The sequence below is a fragment of the Roseovarius sp. genome, from assembly GCF_030373445.1.
Classification (GTDB): domain Bacteria; phylum Pseudomonadota; class Alphaproteobacteria; order Rhodobacterales; family Rhodobacteraceae; genus Roseovarius.
On the sequence record NZ_JAUCYU010000004.1, the window covers coordinates 141,904 to 162,839 of the forward strand.

Annotated in this window: 19 protein-coding genes; 15 read left to right on the top strand and 4 right to left on the bottom strand. The window is 64.0% G+C overall.

Annotated features, from left to right (window positions below; all coding sequences use genetic code 11):
• Positions 1-15: 15 nt before the first annotated feature.
• Positions 16-1,101: a polyamine ABC transporter substrate-binding protein gene (locus QUV18_RS09075; protein ID WP_300893457.1), complete on the bottom strand. Its 1,086-nt coding sequence runs from the start codon at positions 1,099-1,101 to the stop codon at positions 16-18.
• A gap of 146 nt (positions 1,102-1,247) precedes the next feature.
• Between QUV18_RS09075 and QUV18_RS09080 the strand changes: the two genes are divergently transcribed.
• The 4 genes from QUV18_RS09080 to QUV18_RS09095 all read left to right on the top strand — a co-directional run bounded on the left by QUV18_RS09080 (position 1,248) and on the right by QUV18_RS09095 (position 4,199).
• Positions 1,248-1,955 (top strand): GntR family transcriptional regulator, encoded by a 708-nt coding sequence (locus tag QUV18_RS09080; protein WP_300893459.1) that lies wholly within the window; start codon positions 1,248-1,250, stop codon positions 1,953-1,955.
• Positions 1,956-2,045: 90 nt separating this feature from the next.
• Positions 2,046-3,443, top strand: coding sequence for an aspartate aminotransferase family protein (locus QUV18_RS09085; RefSeq protein WP_300893461.1), 1,398 nt, complete (start codon positions 2,046-2,048; stop codon positions 3,441-3,443).
• A gap of 178 nt (positions 3,444-3,621) precedes the next feature.
• Positions 3,622-3,867, top strand: coding sequence for a type II toxin-antitoxin system ParD family antitoxin (locus QUV18_RS09090; protein WP_300893462.1), 246 nt, complete (start codon positions 3,622-3,624; stop codon positions 3,865-3,867).
• A 20-nt stretch (positions 3,868-3,887) separates the two neighbouring features.
• Complete coding sequence (locus QUV18_RS09095; protein ID WP_300893795.1) at positions 3,888-4,199, top strand: type II toxin-antitoxin system RelE/ParE family toxin; 312 nt, start codon at positions 3,888-3,890, stop codon at positions 4,197-4,199.
• A gap of 52 nt (positions 4,200-4,251) precedes the next feature.
• On the opposite strand, the gene QUV18_RS09100 is transcribed toward QUV18_RS09095, so the two are convergent.
• Positions 4,252-5,436 carry a M24 family metallopeptidase gene (locus tag QUV18_RS09100; RefSeq protein WP_300893464.1) on the bottom strand — a complete coding sequence of 395 codons (1,185 nt, stop codon included), beginning with the start codon at positions 5,434-5,436 and terminating at the stop codon, positions 4,252-4,254.
• Positions 5,437-5,602: 166 nt separating this feature from the next.
• Between QUV18_RS09100 and eutB the strand changes: the two genes are divergently transcribed.
• The 11 genes from eutB (at position 5,603) to QUV18_RS09155 (ending at position 18,100) form a co-directional block, all read left to right on the top strand.
• Positions 5,603-6,610 carry a hydroxyectoine utilization dehydratase EutB gene (eutB, locus tag QUV18_RS09105; protein WP_300893465.1) on the top strand — a complete coding sequence of 336 codons (1,008 nt, stop codon included), beginning with the start codon at positions 5,603-5,605 and terminating at the stop codon, positions 6,608-6,610.
• Positions 6,607-7,185 carry a flavodoxin family protein gene (locus tag QUV18_RS09110; RefSeq protein ID WP_300893466.1) on the top strand — a complete coding sequence of 193 codons (579 nt, stop codon included), beginning with the start codon at positions 6,607-6,609 and terminating at the stop codon, positions 7,183-7,185. Before eutB ends, QUV18_RS09110 begins: the two co-directional genes overlap by 4 nt.
• Complete coding sequence (locus tag QUV18_RS09115) at positions 7,175-8,167, top strand: cyclodeaminase (protein ID WP_300893467.1); 993 nt, start codon at positions 7,175-7,177, stop codon at positions 8,165-8,167. Before QUV18_RS09110 ends, QUV18_RS09115 begins: the two co-directional genes overlap by 11 nt.
• Complete coding sequence (locus QUV18_RS09120; protein WP_300893469.1) at positions 8,164-8,922, top strand: nitrilase-related carbon-nitrogen hydrolase; 759 nt, start codon at positions 8,164-8,166, stop codon at positions 8,920-8,922. The genes QUV18_RS09115 and QUV18_RS09120 overlap by 4 nt, the downstream gene beginning before the upstream one ends.
• 6 nt (positions 8,923-8,928) lie before the next feature.
• Entirely contained in the window at positions 8,929-9,420 is a 492-nt protein-coding gene (locus QUV18_RS09125; RefSeq protein WP_300893796.1) for an Lrp/AsnC family transcriptional regulator, read from the top strand.
• Between the two features lie 158 nt (positions 9,421-9,578).
• The gene (locus QUV18_RS09130; protein WP_300893471.1) at positions 9,579-11,054 is read left to right on the top strand and encodes an NAD-dependent succinate-semialdehyde dehydrogenase; all 1,476 of its coding nucleotides are present in this window, start codon (positions 9,579-9,581) and stop codon (positions 11,052-11,054) included.
• A 78-nt stretch (positions 11,055-11,132) separates the two neighbouring features.
• A complete protein-coding gene (locus QUV18_RS09135) occupies positions 11,133-12,503 on the top strand; it encodes an aspartate aminotransferase family protein (RefSeq protein WP_300893472.1) in 1,371 nt (456 codons plus the stop codon).
• Positions 12,504-12,734: 231 nt separating this feature from the next.
• Entirely contained in the window at positions 12,735-13,838 is a 1,104-nt protein-coding gene (locus QUV18_RS09140) for an ABC transporter ATP-binding protein (protein WP_300893474.1), read from the top strand.
• 111 nt (positions 13,839-13,949) lie between these two features.
• Complete coding sequence (locus tag QUV18_RS09145) at positions 13,950-15,065, top strand: extracellular solute-binding protein (RefSeq protein ID WP_300893476.1); 1,116 nt, start codon at positions 13,950-13,952, stop codon at positions 15,063-15,065.
• A 197-nt stretch (positions 15,066-15,262) separates the two neighbouring features.
• Positions 15,263-16,903, top strand: a complete 1,641-nt coding sequence (locus tag QUV18_RS09150) for an ABC transporter permease (protein WP_300893797.1) — start codon at positions 15,263-15,265, stop codon at positions 16,901-16,903.
• Between the two features lie 6 nt (positions 16,904-16,909).
• Positions 16,910-18,100 (top strand): ABC transporter permease, encoded by a 1,191-nt coding sequence (locus QUV18_RS09155; RefSeq protein ID WP_300893478.1) that lies wholly within the window; start codon positions 16,910-16,912, stop codon positions 18,098-18,100.
• 70 nt (positions 18,101-18,170) lie between these two features.
• Here the strand turns inward: QUV18_RS09155 and QUV18_RS09160 are convergent, their stop codons facing one another.
• The gene (locus tag QUV18_RS09160; RefSeq protein WP_300893480.1) at positions 18,171-19,721 is read right to left on the bottom strand and encodes an alkaline phosphatase D family protein; all 1,551 of its coding nucleotides are present in this window, start codon (positions 19,719-19,721) and stop codon (positions 18,171-18,173) included.
• Positions 19,722-19,955: 234 nt separating this feature from the next.
• Positions 19,956-20,822, bottom strand: a complete 867-nt coding sequence (locus QUV18_RS09165) for a branched-chain amino acid aminotransferase (protein WP_300893481.1) — start codon at positions 20,820-20,822, stop codon at positions 19,956-19,958.
• Positions 20,823-20,936: the final 114 nt, after the last annotated feature.

Below are 20,936 nucleotides of genomic sequence, written 5' to 3' on the forward strand. Positions count from 1 at the left end.
CCGGAAAGGCGGGTCTTACGTGCCCGACTTGACCTTGGTCCAGAGGCGGGTGACGACCCGCTGCACCTTCGCCGGGTAGGGCGTGGTGGTGTAGAGGTTCTGCAGCGTTTCCTCGTCGGGGTAGATCGCCGGATCTTCGATCACGTCCTCGACAAGGTGCTCCTGCGAGGCCTTGTTGCCGTTGGCGTAGTAGACGTAGTTCGACGCCGCGGCGATGTTCTCGGGATCCATGATGAAGTTGAGGAAGGTGTGGGCGCCCTCGGGGTTGGGGGCGTCGACCGGGATGGCCATCTGGTCGAACCACATCAGCGCGCCTTCCTTTGGCGCGTTATAGGCGATGGTGACGCCATTGTCGGCCTCGTCGGCGCGGTCGCGCGCCTGGAGGATGTCGCCGGACCAGCCGAAGGCGACGCAGATGTCACCGTTGGCGAGCGCGTTGATGTATTCGGAGCTGTGGAACTTGAGGATATGCGGGCGGACCGCTTCCAGCACCGGCTCGACCTTGGCGATCACGTCGGGATCGTGGCTGTCGGGGTCTTCGCCGATATAGGCGAGCGCCGCGGGGATCAGCTCGGTCGGGGCGTCGAGGAAATGGACGCCGCAGGAGGCCAGCTTTTCCATGTTGGCGGGGTCGAAGATCAGGTCGAGCGAGCCCATCGGGGCGTCTTCGCCCAGCACTTCCTTGACCTTGTCGACATTCACGCCGAGGCCCGTGGTGCCCCACATGTAGTTGATCGAGTATTCCCCGCCCGGGTCATAGGCGTCGGTGCGTTCCTGGATCGTGTCCCACATGTGCTCGAGGTTGGGGAGTTGTTCCTTGTCGAGCTTCTGGAAGGCGCCGGCCATGATCTGGCGCTGCAGGAAGGTGCCGGAGGGGACGACGACGTCGTAGCCCGAGCCGCCGGCGAGCATCTTGGTTTCGAGTACCTCGTTCGAATCGAAGACGTCGTAGACGAGGTCGAGGCCTGTTTCCTCCTCGAACTTGGTGAGCAAGTCCTCGTCGATATAGTCGGACCAGTTGTAGACGCGTACCTCCTGGGCGGAGGCGGCGACCGTGCCCAGTGCAAGCGTGGCGGCGGTCGTCAGTATCAGCGATCTCATGTCATTCTCCCGTTGGATCGGCGTTGGATCGGCATCGTGTCATGCCTTGCTGCGGATTTGATCAAAATTTTCCGGGCATGGCAATATAGTAATGTTTCCACCTTGCCGTTAAACTCGCAAGAACACTCGGGAGGTGGCGGAGAGAGATGAACCAACGGATGACGATCGCGGCACAGAAAATGGGCAAACCGGGGGAGGAGCCCGGGCGGCTGCCGGCGCATGAGCTGATTTACCGGCAGTTGCGCGCGATGGTGCTGTTCGGGGACCTTGCGCCGGGGCAGCCGGTGACCATCCAGGGGCTGACCGATCGGATGGGCGCGGGCATGACGCCGGTGCGCGAGGCGATCCGCCGGCTGATCGCGGAAGGGGCGCTGGAGTTCCAGGGCAACAGGCGGGTTTCGGTGCCACAACTGACAGCGAATCATGTCAGCGAGTTAATCGTTGCGCGCCAGTGGCTTGACCCCTACCTGACCCAATGTGCGACCGAGCGGGCGAGCGCGGATGACCTTGACCGGCTGGCAGATCTGGATGCCGAGCTTGACCGGGCGATCGAGACCGGGGACCTGCGGATCTACCTCGAGCGGAACTATTCCTTTCACAAGGCGATCTATGACCTGGCCGACCAGCCGATCCTGGCGAACATGGCCGACGGGCTGTGGCTTCGGTTCGGGCCGTCGCTTCGAGTGGTGTGCGGGCGGATGGGGACGCAGAACCTGCCCGACAAGCACAAGGAGGTGCTCGACGCGATGCGGGCGGGTGACGGCGAGCGCGCGGCGCAGGCGATTTGCGAGGACGTGGTGCAGGGGATGGAGCAGGTGCGGCTTTCCTTCGGCAAACCGGGGCCTGCGACCTGATTCGATTGACATTGATTAATTTGATCATATTCTGGGCTTGACCGCGGCAGAGGCCGCATTCACGTGATTCCTGCCAGAAGAGGTTTTGCCATGACGATGATCACCAATCACATGCCCACGGCTGAACTGCAGGCGCTCGACGCGGCGCACCACCTGCATCCGTTCACCCACGGGAACGACCTGAACAAGAAGGGCGTGCGGGTGATCACCCGCGCCAAGGGCGTGACGCTGACCGACAGCGACGGCAACGAGATGCTGGACGCGATGGCGGGGCTGTGGTGCGTGAACCTCGGGTACGGCCGCGACGAGCTGGCCGAGGCGGCGGCGCGGCAGATGAAGGAGCTGCCCTATTACAACACCTTCTTCCAGACGACCCACGTGCCGGCCATCGCGCTGGCCGAGAAGATCGCGGCGCTGTCGCCCTATGACCTGAACCACACGTTTTTTGCCAGCTCGGGGTCGGAGGCGAACGACACCAATATCCGCCTTGTGCGCACCTATTGGGCCGAGAAGGGACAGCCGGAGCGGAAGATCATCATTTCGCGGAAGAATGCCTATCACGGGTCGAGCATGGGCAGCGCCAGCCTTGGCGGCATGGTGCCGATGCATGAACAGGGCGACCTGCCGATCGAGAATATCCACCACATCAACCAGCCGCACTGGTACGCCGAGGGCGGTGACATGGACCCCGAGGAATTCGGGCTGATGCGGGCGCGCGAGCTGGAAGAGAAGATCGAGGAACTGGGGCCGGAGAAGGTGGCCGCGTTCATCGGCGAGCCGATCCAGGGTGCGGGGGGCGTGATCATCCCGCCGAAGAGCTACTGGCCCGAGATCCAGCGGATCTGTGACAAGTACGGCATCCTGCTGATCGCCGACGAGGTGATTTGCGGGTTCGGGCGGACGGGCGACTGGTTCGCCTGCGAGAGCTTCGGCATCCGGCCGCACATCATGACCATCGCCAAGGGCCTGAGCTCGGGCTATGCGCCGATTGGCGGGTCGGTCGTGTGTGACGAGGTGGCGGAGGTGCTGAACAATTGCGAGTTCGCGCACGGCTATACCTATTCGGGGCATCCCGTGGCCTGTGCCGTGGCGCTGGAGAATCTGCGGCTCCTGGACGAGGAAGGGATCGTCGAACGGGCCGGGAAGGAGACCGCGCCTTACCTGAAAGGTAAATGGGAGGCTCTGGCCGATCACCCGCTGGTGGGCGAGGCGAAGATCCAGGGCCTGATGGGCTCGATCGCACTGACGCCGCACAAGGAGAGCCGCGCGGCCTTTGCCGCCGACAAGGGGACGGCCGGGCTGATCTGCCGCGAGCATTGTTTTGCCAACGGTCTGGTGATGCGCCACGTGGGCGACCGGATGGTGATTTCGCCGCCGCTGGTGATCACGAAAGAAGAAGTCGACATGCTGGCCGAGCGGGCGTGGAAGGCGCTCGACCTGGCGCATAAGCAGCTTCAGGATGAAGGGCTTATGAAGGCGGCGAGCTGAGGCTTGTTGGGCCGGGACAGGGTCTAGAAAAGGAAAAGGCAGCCGGGTTGGCTGCCTTTTTGGTTATAGACCGGTCGTGCCGGGCTGAAGCCCGGCCTACGGGGCTTGAGCGCAGCATGGTCCCCCATCGCTGCCGGCCATCCTTGACAAAATTTGCCATACTGCGCATCTTTTCGTCATGGCCACGATGAACATTTCCCTGCCTGACGACATGCGCTCTGCGGTGGACAAGCAGACCGAGGCGCGGGGTTACGGCACGTCGAGCGAGTATGTTCGCGATCTGATCCGACGTGACCTTGATCGGCAGGCGCTGCGCGCCCTGCTCGATGAGGGGCGGCGAAGCGCGCAGGACGAGCCGATCACGGAAAAGACCTTCGATGCGCTCAGGGACAGGGCGGCCCGGGCGGCAGGTCAAGACGGGTGACGCAGGCCGCAAGGCCTGTCGTGCCACGGCGGGCCGCCAGCAGGGATGTCGAAGAGGCTGTCGATTATCTTGCCCGCGAGGCGGGGTTGGAGGCGGCGCTTCGGTTCATCGATGCCTTCGAGGCGGCATGCGAGCATATTTCCACCCACCCCGCGTCTGGATCGCCTCGGTTTGGATGGGAACTGGACCGGCCCGGGCTTAGGGTTTGGCCGGTGAAGGGATTCGGCTATCTCGCGTTCTACTGCGAGGACGAGGATTTCATCGATCTCTGGCGCGTACTGCATGGCGCGCGGGATATCCCCGCCTCGTTGCGGGGTGATCTCGGCGAGTGAGGAAAAAGGCGGCCGGATGGCCGCCCTTTCGTGTGCAGGCCGCGTGGGCGGGTCAGTCCTTGATGAAGAGCTTGCGGGGCATGTCGCAGAGGGTTTCGGCCTCGCCCGTTTCGGTGATGAGGATGGTTTCGGTCGTCTCGAGCCCCCAGGTTTCGAGCCAGAGGGCGGGCATGAAGTGGAAGGTCATGCCGGGTTCGAGCACGGTTTCATCCTCGGAGCGGATCGAGGCGGTGCGTTCGCCCCAGTCGGGCGGGTAGCTGAGGCCGATGGGATAGCCGCAGCGCCCCTCGCGGTGGATGCCGTGTTTCTGCAGCACCCCGATGAAGGCGTTGGCAATGTCGCAGGCGCGGTTTCCGGGGCGGGCGGCGGCGAGACCGGCCTCGATGCCTTCGAGCTGGGCCTTCTCGGCGGCCAGCACTTCTTTCGGAGGCTTGCCGAGATAGACGGTTCGGCAGAGCGGGGCGTGGTAGCGGCGGTAGCAGCCGGAGAGTTCGAAGAAGGTCGCCTCGCCCTTGCGCATCTCGTCGCCGTTCCAGGTGAGGTGTGCGGCGGTGGCGTCGAGGCCGGAAGGGGTGAGCGGCACGATGGCCGGGTAATCGCCCCAGATGTCATCGACGCCGGCGATGCCGGCGCGCATGATCTCGGCCACCAGCTCGTTTTTCTTCAGGCCGGGTTCGGCCTTGTCGATGGCGGTTTGCACGACCTTCTCGGAGATCTTCGCGGCCTTGCGGATGAAGGCGATCTCCTCTTCCGACTTGATCAGACGCTGCCAGTTCACCAGCGCGGTGGCGTCGACGAAGGTGGCGTCGGGCAACATTTCGGTGAGAACCTCGTGCGCCTTGGCGGAGTAATAGTAGTTCTCCATCTCGACGCCGATGCGGACGGAGCCAAGGCCCAGCGCGTAGATGCGGCCGGCGAGATCCTGCATCGCGTGGCGCTCGGTCGATTGCACGAAATGGTCGCCGTAGCCGAGGATCTGCTCCTCGGCCATCCAGCAGGTGCGGCGGGCGCCGAAGGAATCCATGCGCCGGCCCCACCAGATGGGATCCCCCTCCATCGGGACCATGACGCCCTGGTGCACGTAGAAGGACCAGCCATCGTAGGCCGTCAGCCAGTTCTGGTTCGAGGGGTCGGTGACGAAGAGCAGGTCGATGCCCGCCGCCTCCATCGCCGTGCGGGTCAGGTCGAGCCGCCGGTCGAACTCGGCCTGGGTGAAGGGAAGGTCTTTCTGGAGCATGGGTTATCCTGAATTGGGGGTCGTTTCCGGGGTACCGTGGGGGGCAATGCCTTGTCCTGCCCCAAGAAACCCGCCGCCGGATGTCGTTTTTGAACCTCCGGACGGGGGCGGAGTTGACGTAGGCAGGACCGGGGGCAAGAGTGCCCTGAAGACGAGGGAGTGAACCATGACGCCGACCTTGGCCGATATCCATGCCGCCGCGCAAGTCTTGCGGGGGGTGGCCGATGGCACGCCTTTGGTGCCGTCGCCGTTCATGACCGAGGCCGGGGGGCAGGACTTCCTGCTGAAGCTGGAGAACATGCAGCCGATTGGCGCCTTCAAGTTGCGGGGGGCGTTCAATGCGGTCGCGAACGTGATGGATGCGCCGGGCGTGACGTGCTGTTCGACGGGCAATCACGGGCGCGGGGTGGCGTTCGCGGCAAGGAAAAAAGGGATGCGGGCGGTGATCTGCATGTCTGAGCTGGTGCCGCAGGCGAAGGTTGATGGCATCCGGGCGCTGGGCGCGGAGGTGCGGATTGCCGGGCGGAGCCAGGATGATGCGCTGGCGGAGTCGCTGCGGCTGGTCGAGGAGGAGGGGTTGGTGGAAATCTCGCCCTTCGATGACCCGGCGGTGATTGCCGGGCAGGGGACGATCGGGCTGGAGATGATGGCGAAACGGCCCGATTTAGAGACGATTCTGGTGCCTTTGTCGGGTGGCGGGCTGGCCGCCGGGGTGGCCTTGGCGGCGAAGGCGATCAAGCCGCATATCCGGGTGGTGGGGATCACCATGGACCGGGGCGCGGCGATGTATGAAAGCATCAGGGCCGGGCGGCCGGTGGAGGTCGAGGAAGTGGCCTCGCTGGCAGATAGCCTGGGCGGGGGAATCGGGATGGCGAACAAGCTGTCGTTCCCGATGTGCCGGGATCTGCTGGATGAGGTGGTTCTGGTGAGCGAGGACGAGATCTATCACGCGATGCAGGTGCTGTATTACGAGGACCGGATCGTGGCGGAGGGGGCTTGCGTGGTCGGTATGGCGGCGGTCTTGACCGGGAAGGTGACGCTGAGCGGGCCGACGGCGACGATCGTGACGGGGCGGAACCTCGATATGGAGATGTTCACGCGAATCATGACGGGGCAGGATGTGCAACTGGGTGACGTGACGGTTGCGGGCAAGCCCTATCGGAGGGCGGCATGAGCAAGATTGTCTGTCTGTTGGGGAGCCCGAGGCCGGGCGGGAACAGTGACCAGCTTGCGTCGCGGTTCTGCGAGGTGGCGGCGAAGCAGGGGGCGGAGATCGTGACCCATGCGCTGCGCGGGTTGCAGTATTCGGGCTATGTGGGTGATGGCAGCGCCGGGCTCGACGGGCCGGAGGATGACCTGACGCCGGTGCTGGAGGATGTGAAAGGCGCGGATGTGCTGGTGTTGGCGACGCCGATCTATTTCTGCAACATTACCGGGCAGATGAAGCTGGCGCTGGACCGGTTTTTCGGCCTGTTCAGACCCGATTACCTGACTAATCCGGAGCCGACGGAGTTCAAGCCCGGCATGGCGCTGGTGCTGGTGCAGGTGCAGGGCGAGGGGCCGGAATTGTACGGCGATCTGCTGGAGCAGTACGGGCCGGCGCTGAACCGGATCGGGTTCAAGCGGCGGGAGTTGATAAGGTCGTGCAACGTGCGGGCGGCGGGCGACGTGATGAGTGACACCGAGGCGCTGGAGCGTGCTGAAACGCTGGCCGGTGAGCTGGTGAAGGGAGAGAGTGATGGCGAATGATATCCGGATCATGACCGAGGCGGAGCTGCGCGAGGTCGTGGCGCTGGACCTCGAGACGGTCGACGTGATCGAGGCGGCGTTTGCCGCGCTGGCGGGGGGCGAGGTGGTGATGCCGCCGATCCTGTCGATGGATTTGCCGGCGGCGAATGGAGAGGTGGATGTGAAGACCGCCTATATCCCGGGTTTCGAGGGGTTCGCGATCAAGGTGAGCCCGGGGTTCTTCGACAATCCGAAGCTGGGGCTGCCGTCGCTGAACGGGCTGATGATCCTGTTCTCGGCGCAGACGGGGCTGGTGAAGGCCCTGTTCCTGGACAATGGCTACCTGACGGATATCCGCACGGCTGCCGCTGGCGCCGTGGCGGCGCGTCACCTGGCGCCGGAGGTGGTGAAGACGGCCGGGGTGATCGGCACCGGGGTGCAGGCGAGGTTGCAGATGCAGGCGGCGCACCTGGTTCGGCCCTTCGAGCGGGTGATTGTCTGGGGGCGGGATGAGCAGAAAGCGGCGGAATGTGCGAAGGACCTGAAGAATTCGCTGGGCGTGGAGGCGGAAATCGTCTCTGATCCGGCGCAACTCGTGGCCGAAAGCCAGTTGGTTGTGACGACGACGCCGGCGAAGGAGCCGGTGCTGAAGGCCGAGTGGCTGCACCCCGGGCTGCATGTGACGGCGATGGGGTCGGACCAGGACGGGAAGAACGAGATCGAGGCGGCGGCGTTGGTGAAGGCGGATCTGTATGTCGCCGACCGGGGCAGCCAGACCGAGAAGGTGGGCGAGCTTCGCAGTGCGATCGCGGCGGGGCTTTGGACAGGAGGCACGCCGGTGGAACTGGGCGATGTGATCACGAAGAAGAGTGAAGGGCGCAAGAGCGCCGAGGATATTACCATTGCCGACCTGACGGGCACCGGCGCGCAGGATACGGCGATTGCCAGCCACGTTGCGGCCAAGCTGGCCGGTGGGGATGCCGGGACGGTGATAAAGTCATGAAGCTGGGGGTCTATCAGTGCCGCGCGGCGGCGACGCAGGACGAGAAGCTGGCCGGGCTTGAGAAGCACATGGCAGGGCAGCATTGCAACCTGGTGCTGTGCCCGGAATTGTTCGCGACGGGGTATGATCAGAAGGCCGATTACGGGAAGCTGGCCGAGGCACCTACTGGCACATTCGCGAAGCGGATGGCCGGGCTGGCGATTTTGCACGGCACGGCCCTGGCCTGGGGCTATGCGGAGCGGGGGGAGGATGGCGTTTACAATTCCGCCGCGCTGCTCGGGCCGGAGGGGCAGATGCTGGCCAATCACCGGAAGAGGCTGGCCTCGCCGCAGAGTTTCGAGGTGGAGGCGTTCGGGCTGGGCGAGGCGGTGACGTTTGCCGAGGTGGGCGGTGTGCGGGTGGCGATGATCATCTGTTACGAGGTTGAGTTTCCCGAGAGCCTGCGACAGGCGGCGCTGGGCGGGGCGCAATTGGTGCTGGTGCCGACAGCGCTGGGCCGCGACTGGGGCATCGTGGCGGAAAAGGTGGTGCCGACGCGGGCCTTCGAGAACGGGATCTATATCGGGTATGCGGACCATGCGGGCGAGCTGCACGGGCTTGGGTTCTACGGCGGCGGGCGGATCGTGGCGCCGGATGGCGAGGTGAGTGCCGTGCCGGTGGGCGAGGAAGGGTTCGTGACCATTGATATCGACCTGGACCGGGTCGAGGCGGCGCAGGCAAGGCTGCCCTACCTTGTCGATAGTCGGAAACTGTAGGGCATGGTGCGTCTGGACGACCGCGATATCGACATCCTGAAGGTGCTGTCGGTGCGCGGGCGGATTACCAAGGCGGAGCTGGCCGAAGAGGTGGGACTTTCGGCGAGCCCGTGCTGGGAGAGGCTGCGCAAGCTTGAGAAGGCGGGCGTGATCGAGGGGTATCACGCCGAGATCAGCCTGAAGAAACTGGGGCCTTACGTGCGGGTCTTCGTGGCGGCGGAGCTGGCCGATCATACGGCGGCGGCGTTTCGCGTGTTCGAGGATGCAGTGCAGGGATATGACGAGATTGTCGGCTGCTGGGCGCTGGGCGGCGGGTTCGATTACCTGCTGGAGATCGTGACGCGGGATATCGACAGTTACCAGCGCCTGATCGACGCGATGCTGGATGCGCGGGTGGGGCTGGCGAAGTATTTCACCTACGTGGTGACGAAGCGGGTGAAGGGGGGCATGGCGCCGCCTTTGGATATTTTGTTGGGGGATGGCGGGGTGCCGGGCTGAGGCACCGCCTGGGAGGATAGGGGCTGTGCCGGGCTGAAGCCCGGCCTACGGGTTACGGGGAAGACGCAGAAGATTCTTCTGCAAGCCCGGCATTGTTCAGTCTCACCTCCCTGGGGAACGGATCATACTTCGGCTCAACAAGGAGATGGAGTATGGCAATGCTGGACACGGCAATCACGGCGACGGCGGATATCGGCGACAAGGCCCTTGTTCGCAGCTTTTCCTATATCGGTGGCAAGTGGCGCGCGGCGGGCTCGGGCGAGACGCTGGCGGTCAATGACCCGGCAACGGGCGATTTCATCGGCGAGGTGGCCATGCTGTCGGCCGAGGAAAGCGCCGGGGCGGTGGACGCGGCGCAGGAGGCGTTCGAGGGCTGGTCGATGACCCTGCCGCAGGAGCGGTCGGCCATCCTGCGCCGGTGGTTCGACCTGATGATCAAGCACAAGGAAGACCTTGCGCGGATCATGGTGCTGGAACAGGGCAAACCCCTGTCGGAGGCGCGGGGCGAGATCGATTATGCCGCAAGCTTCGTGGAGTATTATGCCGAGGAGGCCAAGCGACCCAACATTGAGGGGGTGACGAGCCACCTTCCCGATGCGGAGGTCGAGCTGTGGCTGGAGCCGGTGGGGGTCGTGGCGCTGATCACGCCGTGGAACTTTCCGTCGGCGATGCTGACGCGGAAGGCGGCGGCGGCGATTGCGGCCGGGTGTTCCGTGGTGGCGCACCCGAGCCACGAGACGCCGTTCTCTGCGCTGGCGCTGGCGGAACTGGCCGAGCGGGCAGGCGTGCCGGCGGGGGTGTTCAACGTGGTGACGGGCCGGGCCTCGACCGTGGTGCCGCCGTGGACGGCGGATGCGCGGGTGAGGGCGCTGTCCTTCACCGGGTCGACGGCGGTGGGGCAGCTGCTCTATCGCGACTCGGCGCAGACGGTGAAGAAGCTGGTGATGGAGCTTGGCGGGCATGCGCCGGTGATCGTGTTCAAGAATGCCGATCTGGACCGGGCCGTGGGCGAGGCGATCAAGGCCAAGTTCGCGACCTCGGGGCAGGATTGCCTTGGTGCGAACCGGATCTTCGTGGAGCGGCCGGTCTACGAGGAGTTCTGCAAGCGGTTCGCCGAGGCGACGCAGGCGCTGTCGATTGGCCGGGGCATGGATGACCCCGATATCGGCCCGCTGATGAACGAGGGCGCGGTGGCCAAGCAGGAGGAGCACGTGGCGGATGCGCTGGATAAGGGCGCGAAGCTTCTGTGCGGGGGCAAGCGACACGAGCTGGGGCCCCTGTTCTATGAGCCGACCGTGCTGGCCGATGTGCCGGATGAGGCCCTGATCATGCGGGATGAGACGTTCGGGCCGGTGGCGCCGATTGCGCCCTTCGATACCGAGGAAGAGGTTGTCGCCAAGGCGAATGCCACGGAATACGGGCTGGTGGCCTATGTGCACAGCCATGATCCGCGGCGGATTTACCGGATGACCCGGGCGCTGCAGTTCGGGATGGTGGCGGTGAACCGGACCAAGGTGACCGGCGCGCCGATCCCGTTCGGGGGCGTGAAGCAATCCGGCCTTGGCCGCGAGGGGGCCCGCCGGGGCATGGAAGAGTTCATGGAGATCAAGTACGTCTGCCGCGACTGGGCGTGATGGCGGCGGCCGTGGGATCTTGAGTATTTTTGGAAAGATGAAAGCAGGGGTGAAACGCCCCCAAGGAAAGGAAAGAACATGCTGAGGAACGATCAACTGGACCAGTGGGACCGCGAGAATTTCTTTCACCCTTCGACGCACTTGGCGCAATTCGCGCGGGGCGAGGCGCCGAACCGGATCGTGAAAGGGGGCAGCGGCAGCCATATCGAGGATCGTGACGGCAACAGGCTGCTCGATGCGTTTGCCGGGCTCTACTGTGTCAACGTGGGGTATGGCCGGACGGAGATTGCCGACGCGATTGCCGAGCAGGCGCGCGAGCTGGCCTATTACCACGCTTATGTCGGCCACGGGACCGAGGCCAGTATCACGCTGTCGAAGATGATCCTCGACCGGGCGCCGGACCACATGAGCAAGGTCTATTTCGGGCTGGGCGGGTCTGATGCGAACGAGACCAACGTCAAGCTGATCTGGTATTACAACAACATCCTCGGACGGCCGGAGAAGAAGAAGATCATCAGCCGCTGGCGGGGGTATCACGGGTCTGGCCTGATCACCGGGTCGCTGACCGGGCTGGAGCTGTTCCACAAGAAGTTCGACCTGCCGCTGGTGCAGATCAAGCATACCGAGGCGCCCTATTACTATCGCCGTGATAATCTCGACCAGAGCGAGGCGCAGTTCGTGCAGCATTGCGTGGACAAGCTGGAGGAGATGATCGAGCGCGAGGGGGCCGACACGATTGCCGCCTTTATCGGCGAGCCGGTGCTGGGCACCGGGGGGATCGTGCCGCCGCCCGCAGGCTATTGGGAGGCGATCCAGAAGGTTCTGGACAAGCACGACATCCTGTTCGTGGCCGACGAGGTTGTCACCGGGTTCGGGCGGCTGGGCAGCATGATGGGGTCGGACCATTACGGGCTGAAGCCGGATCTGATTACCATCGCCAAGGGGCTGACCAGCGCCTATGCGCCGCTTTCGGGCAGCATCGTGGGCGAGAAGATGTGGAAGGTTCTGGAGCAGGGCACCGACGAGTTCGGCGCGATCGGCCATGGCTGGACCTACTCGGCGCACCCGATCGGGGCGGCGGCCGGGGTGGCGAACCTCAAGCTGCTGGACGAGCTGGACCTGATTTCGAACAACCGCGAGGTTGGCGGATATCTCAAGAAGACCATGACCGAGGCGCTGGGCGATCATCCGAACGTGGGCGAGGTGCGCGGCGAAGGGATGCTGTGCGCGGTGGAATTCGTGAAGGATCGCGATAGCCGGACGTTCTTTGACGCCGGTGACAAGATCGGGCCGCAGGTGGCCGGGGCGCTGGCCGAGAGCGGCGTGATCGGACGGGCGATGCCGCAGGGCGATATCCTTGGCTTTGCGCCGCCCTTCTGCCTGACCAAGGAGGAGGCCGACGAGGTGGTGACCAAGACTGTTGCCGCAACGCAGAAAATCCTGGGCTGATTCCGGCGCTGAACTGGGCAAGATCACCGAAAAGGTGACATGAAATTGAAGCTTTAACCGGGGAGACGGCAGGAAAATCGACTTAAGTTTGATCAAAATCTGATCGATTTTCCTGCTGCCGGTTGAAGCCCTAAAAAACTTCGCTAGCCTGCTTGCACAGAAGCCGGTTTGTGGTTTTAGTTTGAATGACCGCGGGAGAACACGCGGCGTAACACTGATGGGGAGCCGTTTTTGACTGAATCGCAGAACAGCGATGCGTTCGTTGCGTTCGAACGCGTTCAAAAGAGTTATGACGGGGAAACGCTTGTCGTCAAAGACCTGAACCTGTCGATGCCGAAGGGCGAGTTCCTGACCATGCTGGGCCCGTCGGGATCGGGCAAGACGACCTGCCTGATGATGCTGGCGGGGTTCGAGACGGCGACGCACGGGAAGATCCTGCTGAACGGCGTGTCGATCAACAACATCCCGCCGCACAAGCGCGGGATCGGCATGGTGTTCCAGAACTACGCCCTGTTCCCGCACATGACCGTGGCCGAGAACCTGAGCTTTCCGCTGGAAGTGCGCAAGCTGGGCAAGTCGGAGCGCGAGGAGAAGGTGCGCCGCGCGCTCGACATGGTACAGATGGGCGATTTCGGCAACCGGCGCCCTGCGCAATTGTCGGGTGGACAGCAGCAGCGGGTCGCGCTGGCACGGGCGCTTGTTTTCGAGCCGGAGCTGGTGCTGATGGACGAGCCGCTGGGCGCGCTCGACAAGCAGCTGCGCGAGCACATGCAGTTCGAGATCACCAACCTTGCGCACCAGCTTGGGATCACCACGGTCTACGTGACGCACGACCAGACCGAGGCGTTGACCATGTCGGACCGGGTGGCGGTGTTCGATGACGGGCGGATTCAGCAGATCGCCGCGCCGGACGTGCTTTATGAAAGCCCCGAGAACAGCTTCGTGGCGCAGTTCATCGGTGAGAACAACACGCTGGAAGGCACGATCAAGGAGATCAAGGGCGACCTTGCCGTGGTCGAGCTGGACGATGGCGAACTGATCGATGCGAAGCCCGTGAACGTCAGCCAGCCCGGCGAGCGGACGACCATCTCGATCCGGCCCGAGCGGGTCGAGGTCGACGTGAAGAAGCTGGGCGACAAGGCCCATACGCTGAAGGCGGAAGTGGCCGAGTTCATCTACATGGGCGACGTGTTCCGCACCCGGCTGAAGGTGGCGGGCAAGGACGATTTCATCATCAAGACCCGGAACTCCGCCGACCAGCGGCGGCTTCAGCCGGGCGAACAGATCGAGATCGGCTGGCTGCCCGAGGATTGCCGCGCGCTGGATGCGGTCTAGAGTTTAGAGAGTTTCGTGCCCCGAAGGGCGCGAATGACGTGAGGCCCCGTGATCTTCACCCGTAGAGCGAGGCCCATAGAGCAAGAAACGGGAATGAAATGGGAGAATGACATGAAACTGACGACGACTCTCCTGGCTTCCACGGCGGTTGCCGTATCGACCGCCGGTGCGGTCACGGCCCAGGACATGGCGAATTCTATGACGCTCGTCTCTTGGGGCGGCGCCTACCAGAACAGCCAGGTCAAGGCCTATGCAGAGCCCTACAAGGAAATGAACCCCGATCTCGAGATCGTCTGGGACGAAAGCTCGAACGAGGCCGTGGCCAAGCTGCGCGCCATGGATGAAGCGGGCAACGTCACCTGGGACGTGGTCGACGTGGTTGCGGCGGATGCGCTGCGCCTGTGCGACGAGGGCCTGGCGATGGAGATCGACCCGGAAGAGATGCTGGCGGAAGCGCCCGATGGCACCTCGGCCGAGGATGATTTCGGCGACATGCTTGTCGGCGACTGCTTCATCCCGCAGATCGTGTATTCGACGACCTTCGGCTATCGCACCGACATGGTGCCGGAAGGTGTCGAGCCGCCGAGCGAGATCTGCGACGTGTTCGACCTGGAAACCTATCCGGGCAAGCGCGCGCTCGAGAAGCGCCCGATCAACAACATGGAATGGGCCCTTCTGTGCGACGGTGTCGCGAAAGACGAGGTCTATGACGTTCTGGCCACCGAAGAAGGCCAGCAGCAGGCGCTCGACAAGCTGGCGACGATCAAGGACGATGTGATCTGGTGGTCGGACGGCGCCGACACGCCGCAGCTTCTGGCGGATGGCGAAGTCTTCATGGGCTCGACCTATAACGGCCGCCTGTTCAGCGTGATCGAGGAGCAGGGCCAGCCCGTCGCCATGATGTGGGACGCGCAGGTGTTCGACCTTGACGGCTGGATCATCCCGGCGAACCTGCCGGAAGATCGCCTGGCCCGTGCGCTCGACTTCATCTACTTCGCCACGGACACGCAGCGCCTTGCGGACCAGGCCAAGTACATCTCGTACGGTCCGGCCCGTGAATCGTCGGCCCCGATGGTTGGCCAGCACGCCGACCTGGGTATCGACATGGCGCCGCACATGCCGACCGATCCGGAGAACTCGAAGAACACCTTCCTCTACAACTACGAGTTCTGGGCTGACTATCGCGACGATATCGACGCGAAATTCCAGTCGTGGCTGGCCGGCTGACAGGCCCGCGTAGCTGAACCAAACGGGGAGGGCCCGGTGCATCCGGGCCCTCGCTGCAAAGACAGAGACAACCCAACAGGGTGACGGGGACCAGCATGAGCGACGGCACAACCGATCCGAAGACGGTCGATGCTCCGAAAGCGGACGACCCGCGCGACCAGGCCAAGGCCGCGGACAATGTCGACAAGGACGGGCGCATGCTCTCGGCGGACGGGACGCCGCTGAAACGCAGCCTTGCCCGGGCGCTCAGGGTTCAGAAGATGCGGGCGCTGATGCTGATCGCGCCGCTGCTGATCTTCGTGCTTGTCACCTTCATTGCGCCGATCGTCGATATGCTGTTCCGGTCGGTGGAAAACCAGATCGTTTCCAACACCCTGCCGCGCACGGTGGCCAGCCTTTCGGACTGGGACGCGTCGCAGGACGGGGCGCCGGGCGAAGAGGTTTTCGAGAATTTCTACTATGACCTGTTCATCGCCGCCGAGGCCAAGGAGCACACGCGGCTTGGCTCGCGGCTGAACTATGAGCAGACCGGCCTGTCCTCGCTGTTCCGGGGCAGCGGGCGGAGCGTCGACGACGTCGGCGAGGAACAGATCGATGCGCTGGAAGACCTGAACGAGGCGTGGGAAGACGAGGCGTTCTGGTACGAGCTGATGACGGGCGGCGAAAATTCGGCCCCGACTGCCGAGCCGCTCGATATCCAGCGGGGGATGCTCGAGAGGCTGACGGGAGACAATTTCAGCGGCGATGTCGGGTTCCTGCCGGGTTCGGCGATCACGCGGGTCTTGCCGCGCACCGTCAACCAATATGCCGCCTTTGCCCTCTTTACCGTGTTCGCCGACGAGGATGTCGTTGCCGAGGAAGAGCCGTGGGAGGCCGTCAAGGTCGCCCTGATCCAGGAGCTTCAGGCGGGCGCCGACCTTTCGGAGTATGACGGCCCCGGTGCCGAGGAGCTGCGCGCGGCGCAGGAGATGCTGGCGGACCAGCCGCAGATCGCGTTCAAGGATGCCTTCATCGAGATGGACGAGGACTGGGGCGAGAATGCCAACTGGCGCACGATCCAGACCTACAGCCCGGAGCTGACCGAGGGGTATTTCCTCAATGCCATCGACATGCAGAAGGGAATCGACGGCGCCGAGCCGCGGCCGGAGAACCAGCAGATCTACATCATGCTGTTCCAGCGGACGCTGTTCATGTCGCTGGTGATCTGCGGGTCCTGCATCCTTCTGGGCTACCCGGTGGCGTATCTTCTGTCGAACCTGCCGATGCGAACCGCGAACCTCTTGATGATCCTTGTGCTGCTGCCGTTCTGGACCTCGCTTCTGGTGCGGACGAGCGCGTGGAAGGTGATGTTGCAACAGCAGGGGGTGATCAACGACGTGCTGGTCTGGCTGGGGCTGGTGGATGATTTCGGCCGGCTGGTGATGATCAACAACCAGTTCGGCACGATCGTGGCGATGACGCATATTCTTCTGCCGTTCATGATATTGCCGATGTATTCGGTGATGTCGACGATCCCGCCCTCTTACGTGCGGGCTGCGCGGTCGCTTGGCGCGACGCAGTGGACGGCGTTCTGGCGGGTCTATTTCCCGCAATCGGTGCCGGGAATCGGTGCGGGCTCGATCCTCGTCTTCATCCTGGCGATCGGGTATTACATCACGCCCGAGATCGTCGGTGGCACGACCGGCACGTTCATTTCCAACCGGATCGCCTATCACATCTCGTCCTCGCTCAACTGGGGCCTCGCGGCCGCGCTGGGGACGATCCTGCTGGCGGCGGTCCTGATCCTTTACTGGGCCTATGACAGGATCGTGGGCATCGACAACGTGAAGCTGGGGTAGGCGCAGATGGCCACGTACACACTCAAGTATGTCGAGAAGAAGCCGCTGAGCTTTTCGGTGCCCGTGGTGGCCGCCGCGGGGGCGTTTGCCGGGATCTTCGTGGGGGCCGCGCAGGGCTCGATCTGGCAGGGGATTCTTGCCGGGGCGGTGCTTATGGCGATCCTGACTTTCCTGGCGCAGGGCGTGCTGAGCGAGAGCATGGAAAAACCGTTCCGCTGGGGCATGGTGGTGCTGTTCGCCGCCGGGGGCTACGTGTTCGGCGAGATACCGGGGATCGTCGTGGGGGCGATCTTCGGGGTGTTCTACGGCTGGTTCATCTACTGGATCGGACAGGGCCGGTACCGGGAGAAGCTGTTGCCCTACCTGACACCGGGGCAGGTGCTGGGGCATTTCGCATTCCGGGTGATCTGCGGGATGATCTTCTTTTTCCTGATCACGCCGATCGTGGTGGTGATGCCGCTGAGCTTCAACGCCGAGGATTTCTTTACCTTCACGCCGGAGATGCTGTCGTTCGACCCCGAGGGGTATTCGCTGAAGCACTACCGCGATTTCTTCACATCGCCGGACTGGCAGCAGGCGCTGTGGAACTCGGTGGCCATCGCGCCTGTGGCGACGCTGCTGTCGGTGAGCTTCGGGACGCTGGCGGCGATCGGTCTGAGCTCGGAGCATGTGCCGTTTCGCCGGGCGATCATGGCGATCCTGATCTCGCCGATGATCGTGCCGCTGATTATCTCGGCGGCGGGGATGTATTTCTTCTATTCGCGGCTGGGGCTTCAGGGGACCTATTGGGGTGTCGTTCTTGCACACGCCGCGCTGGGGATTCCCTTCGTCATCATCACGGTGACGGCGACGCTGGTGGGTTTTGATCGGTCGCTGACGCGGGCCGCGGCGAACATGGGGGCCGACCCGGTTACGACATTCTTCCGGGTGCAGATGCCGCTGATCCTTCCGGGGGTGATTTCCGGGGGGCTGTTTGCCTTCATCACCTCGTTCGACGAAGTCGTGGTGGTTCTGTTCGTGGGCTCGGCCGGGCAGAAGACGTTGCCATGGCAGATGTTCATCGGTTTACGGGAGCAGATCTCGCCGACGATCCTGGCGGTTGCCACCATCCTGGTTTCGATCTCGATCGTGCTGCTGACGACGGTGGAGTTTCTGCGGCGCCGGTCGGAGCGGATGCGGGGGCTTTCGCCGGGGTGAGTTCCAATGGTAACAACAAGAAAAGGGCGGCGTTATGCGCCGCCCTTTTTTGTTTGTCGCGGGCGCTGACTCAGATCGCCATGCCTTCCGGGTCGAGCGTGATGCTCCACAGCTCGGTATCGGCGCGGTCCAACAGGCGGACGGTCATCTGCTGGGTGGCGCCGTCGATATCGACCAGCCCGAAGAATTGCAGGCCGGCCGAGGGGGGCAGGTTGGCGCCCTGTTCCTCGGTCGGGGCCTTCACGTACTTCACCTCGGGGCCGAAGGTCATGTCGAGGTCGTTCGGGCCGAAGGTGCCGGCGTGCAGCGGGCCGGAGATGAACTCCCAGAAGGGGGCGAAATCCTGGAACTGGGCCTTGTCGGGGTTGTAGTAATGCGCGGCGGTGTAGTGCACGTCGGCGGTGAACCAGACGGTGTTGGTGATGTTGGCCGTCTTGATGAAGCGGAGAAGCTCGGCGATTTCGAGCTCGCGCCCCTTGGCCGGGCCGTTGTCGCCGTTGGCGACCGCTTCCTCGCCGCCGCCCACGACAAGGCCGATGGGCATGTCGGAGGCGATGACCTTCCACGTGGCCGAGGATTGCGTCAGCTCGCGCTTGAGCCAGGCCATCTGCTGGGCGCCGAGGATGCGGCTGGCGTCGGTCAGGTCGTCCTGCATGTTCTCGGAGTTGGGGCCGCGATACGAACGCAGGTCGAGGAAGAAGACCTCGAGCATCGGCCCGTAGGATACCTTGCGGTAGACGCGGCCCGGCTCTGCCGGGGTGTAGCGGATCGGGGTCATCTCGTGGAAGGCGCGGGCGGCGCGGGCGGCGAGAACGTGGATGGACTTCTCGGAATAGCGGTCATCCTCCATCAGCGAGCGCGAGGAGGACCAGTTGTTGACGACCTCGTGGTCGTCCCACTGGAAGAGGGTCGGCGCGGTGGCGTTGAGGGCCAGCACGTGCTCGTCCATCATGTTGTATTTCCACTGGGCGCGGTACTCGTCGAGGGTTTCGGCGACCTTGCGCTTCTCGTCGATCAGGGTGGTGTTCTTCCAGATGACCTGGCCGTCCTGTTCGACCTCGTCCGTCATCGGGCCGTCGGCATAGATGGTGTCGCCCGAGTGCAGGAAGAAATCGGGGGTGTGTTTGGCCATGGTGGCGTAGGTGGCCATGCCCTCGTCGTCGATGCCCCAGCCCTGGCCGGCGGTGTCGCCCGACCATGCGAAGCGAATGTCGCGGCGGCCGGCGGGGCCGGTGCGGAAGCGGCCGGTGACCGGTTCGCTGATGCCGTTGATGTCGGAGAGGTCATGGGCGGTGAAGCGGTAGAAGATGTCCTGATCCGAGGGCAGGCCGTCGATCAGCCGTTTCACCGTGAAATCGCTTTCTGGCAGGGCATCGAGCGGGGGAAGCGTCATGGCGTTGTCGAAGCTTTCGGTGGTCGAGACTTCCATCATGACCTTGGCGGGGCGGTCGGTGCGGGTCCAGATCATGCCGGAGGACGTATCGACATCGCCCGACTGCACCCCGTGGGTGAAGGCCGGGCGCGACGCGGCGCGGCTGAGGGCGGGCATGGCGAGCGTGGCGGCGAACGCGGTGCCGGAGGCCAGAACGGCGCGGCGGGTGGGGCGGATCAGCTTGGTCATGTGGGTCTCCTTCGCGGTTTCCTGAAAGATCGGTGTGCCGCGGAAAAGAGCGATGTTTCGTGACCGGATGTCGAAGGCTGTTTGAAGAAATGGCGAAGGTTTTGTGACGGGGCGAGGGGCGGCGGAAATGCCGTTACCGGGTGGCCGCCCTGGACGGCCGCCCCGGGTGCGGGAAGGACAGCGCATGCTGTCCTTCAGCCATGCTTGATCGGGTGTCGCGCGGACCTGCGCCGCTCAGGTGCGAACGAGTTGCTCGTAGCCCTCGGCGATGTCGCGGGCGAGGGAGCCCACCTCGAAATTGTAGTTGCCGATCTGGCCCACGGGGGTGACCTCGGCCGCCGTGCCGGTAAGCCAGCATTGCTGGAAGCTTTCCAGCTCTTCCGGCATGATGTGGCGCTCGTGCACCTTGACCTGGCGTTCCTCGAGCATGCCGATCACCGTCTGGCGGGTGAGGCCGTTGAGGAAGCAGTCAGGCTTGGGCGTGTGAACTTCGCCGTCCTTGACAAAGAAGATGTTGGCGCCGGTCGCCTCGGCCACGTAGCCGCGGTAGTCGAACATCATCGCGTCGGAGCAGCCTTTCGCCTCGGCCGCGTGTTTCGACAGGGTGCAGATCATGTAGAGGCCGGCCGCCTTGGCGTGGCTGGGAATGGTTTCCGGGCTCGGGCGTTTCCACTTGGAGACGTCGAGCTTGGCGCCCTTCATCTTGGCGTCGCCGTAATAGGCGCCCCATTCCCAGGCGGCGATGGCCAGCCGCACCGGGTTGGCGGCGGAAGCGACACCCATGTCGGGGCCGGCGCCGCGCCACGCGACGGCGCGCACGTAGGCGTCGGTCAGGCCGTTGGCATGGAGCACTTCCTGCTTTGCGGCCTCGATCTCGTCGACGGTGAAGGGGATCTCGAAATCGAGCTGTCCGGCGGAATAGTGCAGCCGCTCGGAATGCTCGCGGCTTTTGAAGATCTTGCCGTTATAGGCGCGCTCGCCCTCGAATACCGAACTGGCATAGTGCAGCGCGTGGGTCAGGATGTGTACATTCGCATCGCGCCAGTCGGCGAGGGTGCCATCCATCCATATCTTTCCGTCGCGATCGTCGTAGCCAGCCATCTTCGTTCTCCTCGTTCAAGGCTTGCGTTTCCATTTGTTGCGTTGCTTACGTCCGATCCGGACATAAAGTTGCGTGGAAACTGCGATTCGCTACCAGTTTGATCTTGGAATGTC

What these genes read in the sequence shown, in the direction of transcription:
- QUV18_RS09075 (WP_300893457.1), bottom strand. Translation starts at nt 1,101, where the DNA reads ATGAGATCGCTGATACTGACGACCGCCGCCACGCTTGCACTGGGCACG.
- QUV18_RS09080 (WP_300893459.1), top strand. Translation starts at nt 1,248, where the DNA reads ATGAACCAACGGATGACGATCGCGGCACAGAAAATGGGCAAACCGGGG.
- QUV18_RS09085 (WP_300893461.1), top strand. Translation starts at nt 2,046, where the DNA reads ATGACGATGATCACCAATCACATGCCCACGGCTGAACTGCAGGCGCTC.
- QUV18_RS09090 (WP_300893462.1), top strand. Translation starts at nt 3,622, where the DNA reads ATGGCCACGATGAACATTTCCCTGCCTGACGACATGCGCTCTGCGGTG.
- QUV18_RS09100 (WP_300893464.1), bottom strand. Translation starts at nt 5,436, where the DNA reads ATGCTCCAGAAAGACCTTCCCTTCACCCAGGCCGAGTTCGACCGGCGG.
- eutB (WP_300893465.1), top strand. Translation starts at nt 5,603, where the DNA reads ATGACGCCGACCTTGGCCGATATCCATGCCGCCGCGCAAGTCTTGCGG.
- QUV18_RS09110 (WP_300893466.1), top strand. Translation starts at nt 6,607, where the DNA reads ATGAGCAAGATTGTCTGTCTGTTGGGGAGCCCGAGGCCGGGCGGGAAC.
- QUV18_RS09115 (WP_300893467.1), top strand. Translation starts at nt 7,175, where the DNA reads ATGGCGAATGATATCCGGATCATGACCGAGGCGGAGCTGCGCGAGGTC.
- QUV18_RS09120 (WP_300893469.1), top strand. Translation starts at nt 8,164, where the DNA reads ATGAAGCTGGGGGTCTATCAGTGCCGCGCGGCGGCGACGCAGGACGAG.
- QUV18_RS09130 (WP_300893471.1), top strand. Translation starts at nt 9,579, where the DNA reads ATGCTGGACACGGCAATCACGGCGACGGCGGATATCGGCGACAAGGCC.
- QUV18_RS09135 (WP_300893472.1), top strand. Translation starts at nt 11,133, where the DNA reads ATGCTGAGGAACGATCAACTGGACCAGTGGGACCGCGAGAATTTCTTT.
- QUV18_RS09145 (WP_300893476.1), top strand. Translation starts at nt 13,950, where the DNA reads ATGAAACTGACGACGACTCTCCTGGCTTCCACGGCGGTTGCCGTATCG.
- QUV18_RS09150 (WP_300893797.1), top strand. Translation starts at nt 15,263, where the DNA reads ATGCTCTCGGCGGACGGGACGCCGCTGAAACGCAGCCTTGCCCGGGCG.
- QUV18_RS09155 (WP_300893478.1), top strand. Translation starts at nt 16,910, where the DNA reads ATGGCCACGTACACACTCAAGTATGTCGAGAAGAAGCCGCTGAGCTTT.
- QUV18_RS09160 (WP_300893480.1), bottom strand. Translation starts at nt 19,721, where the DNA reads ATGACCAAGCTGATCCGCCCCACCCGCCGCGCCGTTCTGGCCTCCGGC.
- QUV18_RS09165 (WP_300893481.1), bottom strand. Translation starts at nt 20,822, where the DNA reads ATGGCTGGCTACGACGATCGCGACGGAAAGATATGGATGGATGGCACC.